This window comes from Oscillibacter sp. CU971, assembly GCF_905219725.1.
Taxonomy (GTDB): Bacteria; Bacillota; Clostridia; order Oscillospirales; family Oscillospiraceae; genus Oscillibacter.
Genome location: NZ_CAJMXG010000386.1, coordinates 1 through 2117, shown reverse-complemented (window position 1 = coordinate 2117; position 2117 = coordinate 1). Strand labels below are relative to the sequence as shown.

Sequence of the window (2117 nt, the reverse complement as noted above, 5' to 3'; positions counted from 1 at the left end):
CGGTACTGCGGAACGAGGCCCATAACTACCGGCGCGGCTTAAAACGCCAGCGTGACCGGCAAGTGTCGATCAGCGCCTTGTCGCAGGCAGATATGGACAAGCTCTATACGGTAGATCACTACCCCAGCGACAGTTTCACTTTTTCATCGCATGGGTATGACCTGCATATCAACAACGAGCTTGTGGCCGATGCCTTTGCCAGCCTGTCCGCACAAATGCAAAGCATTTTGATTTTGCGCTTCGTGCTGGATTTGGGCGACGCCGAGATCGGCAGCCTTGTGGGTATGTCCCGCAGCGCCGTCCAGCGGCACAGGAAGAAAACGCTGGACGAATTGCGGAACAAATTGACGGCGTTGATGCCAAAGGGAGGTTGAGCGCGGATGATGAACCCCAGCTACAAGGGCCGGGCGCTTCTCCCCATGCCGGTGATCGAAGCCGCCCGCGCCGGGGATGCCGAGGCCGTGGAACGTGTCTTGCGATACTACGAGGGCTACATAAACAAGCTCTGTACCCGGACGCTCTATGACGAGTACGGCTATCCCTATGTCTGCCTGGACGAGTGGATGAAGCACCACCTGGAAAACAAGCTCATTCAGGCTATCGTCGGTTTAGGCTGACGACAACCGGCCCGGCAGGGTAGGCGGAACACCTTACCCTTTCCATGTTCCCTTGCCTCCGGCCCGGCGCTGCACCTTGACAAAGAAAGCCCGCAAGATAACGGCGGCGCAGCATAGGGCAACGGACACATTCTGTATGCGCCGCATCGGTGGGTACGCCATGACCCCGCATCCTGCGGGAGAGCGAGAACCGCCTACACCGAAAGTCGGCAGCTTATAATCAGCGGTGCATACGCTAACGATACTCCCTTACAGCCACAGTCCGAGCGTGCAAAGCGTCGCAGGCAATGGGTAGGGCCGCGTGAGAACCACGCAGGGGTGAAAGTCCCGTGGTGCTGGTCGCCGCCAGCCGTCCGATTTATGCCCCTTTTTAGCATGAACCTTTTGTTTCGTGAAAGGGGGATTGTACCGTATGAGTACGGTATTAACGCAAAAAATCAGCGCCCCCGTTGTACGTCAGTACGAGATCGGGGGCGTTCGCTATATCGTCAAGGCTTCTGTCAGCGGCAGGGCCAGCGAGAGCGCAATAACCAAGATCAACCGTTTAATTCAGGGCGATTTGGAGAAGAAAAAATCCCAGCCCTGATTATGAATTTTTGAGCTGACTAACGGGGCCGGGTATGGTATAATGATACTGTATCAAGGCCCCGTTTTCCGGCTGCGGAATAGGAGGCCAAAATGAATAAACAGCCGGATATGGTGTTCGCACTGTACTACCGTGCGGCACGGACGAACGACAATGATACAACCTTGCACCTTGACAATCAAACGCATCAAATTCCTCTTTTTCAGAAAGGGGGTGCGCTGAAATGATGAAGCCGAACATTACCCCCGTTGGCACGTTCCAGCGCATCACCAACACCGCCCCGCTGCGGGCGGAAACCCGCGAGGCCATCCAGAACACGGTCTTGCAGTTCTATGTTCAGAACAGCCAGCCGGAGGACGACGCCGAGGGCTTGACCGCCTGCTATGAACGGCTGTCGCAGGAAGATAAGCTGGACGGAGAGAGCAACAGCATCATCAACCAAAAGCTGATTTTACAGAAGTATGCTGACGAACACCACTTTTTCAACACGCGCTTTTTCGTAGACGACGGATTTTTCGGCGTGAGCTTTGAGCGTGAGGGGCTTCAAGCCATGCTGCACGAAGTTGAAGCCGGGAACGTGGCGACCGTCATAACAAAAGACCTCTCCCGTCTGGGACGTAATTATCTGAAAACCGGGGAGCTGATAGAGATTATCTTTCCCGAATACGAAGTACGCTACATTGCCATTAACGACGGTGTAGACACAGCAAGGGAAGATAACGAGTTTACCCCTCTGCGGAACTGGTTCAACGAGTTTTACGCCCGCGACACCTCAAAGAAAATCCGGGCTGTCAAACAGGCAAAGGCACAGAAAGGCGAGCGCGTCAACGGCGAAGTGCCTTACGGTTACATAGCCGACCCAAACGACCGCAATCATCTATTGCCCGACCCGGAAACGGCGCACATTGTAAAAC

Annotated in this window: 5 protein-coding genes; all 5 read left to right on the top strand. The window is 54.9% G+C overall.

Translation table 11 applies throughout. The features are described 5' to 3' along the window. Positions 1 to 374 (top strand): sigma-70 family RNA polymerase sigma factor (locus tag JX325_RS15720; RefSeq protein WP_204791995.1); only part of this gene is annotated, 374 nt, incomplete at its 5' end. A gap of 6 nt (positions 375 to 380) precedes the next feature. Next, positions 381 to 617: a helix-turn-helix domain-containing protein gene (locus tag JX325_RS15715; protein ID WP_204791994.1), complete on the top strand. Its 237-nt coding sequence runs from the start codon at positions 381 to 383 to the stop codon at positions 615 to 617. A gap of 412 nt (positions 618 to 1029) precedes the next feature. Beyond that, positions 1030 to 1203 carry a hypothetical protein gene (locus tag JX325_RS15710; protein ID WP_204791993.1) on the top strand — a complete coding sequence of 58 codons (174 nt, stop codon included), beginning with the start codon at positions 1030 to 1032 and terminating at the stop codon, positions 1201 to 1203. Positions 1204 to 1295: 92 nt separating this feature from the next. Next, a complete protein-coding gene (locus tag JX325_RS18510) occupies positions 1296 to 1430 on the top strand; it encodes a hypothetical protein (RefSeq protein ID WP_279380548.1) in 135 nt (44 codons plus the stop codon). Continuing rightward, positions 1427 to 2117: recombinase family protein (locus JX325_RS15705; RefSeq protein WP_243414135.1), on the top strand; the 691-nt coding region annotated here is incomplete at its 3' end. The genes JX325_RS18510 and JX325_RS15705, both read left to right, overlap by 4 nt.

Bases quoted from the DNA above. Each gene is read 5' to 3' on its own strand.
- JX325_RS15715 (WP_204791994.1), top strand. From the start codon at position 381: ATGATGAACCCCAGCTACAAGGGCCGGGCGCTTCTCCCCATGCCGGTG.
- JX325_RS18510 (WP_279380548.1), top strand. From the start codon at position 1,296: ATGAATAAACAGCCGGATATGGTGTTCGCACTGTACTACCGTGCGGCA.
- JX325_RS15710 (WP_204791993.1), top strand. From the start codon at position 1,030: ATGAGTACGGTATTAACGCAAAAAATCAGCGCCCCCGTTGTACGTCAG.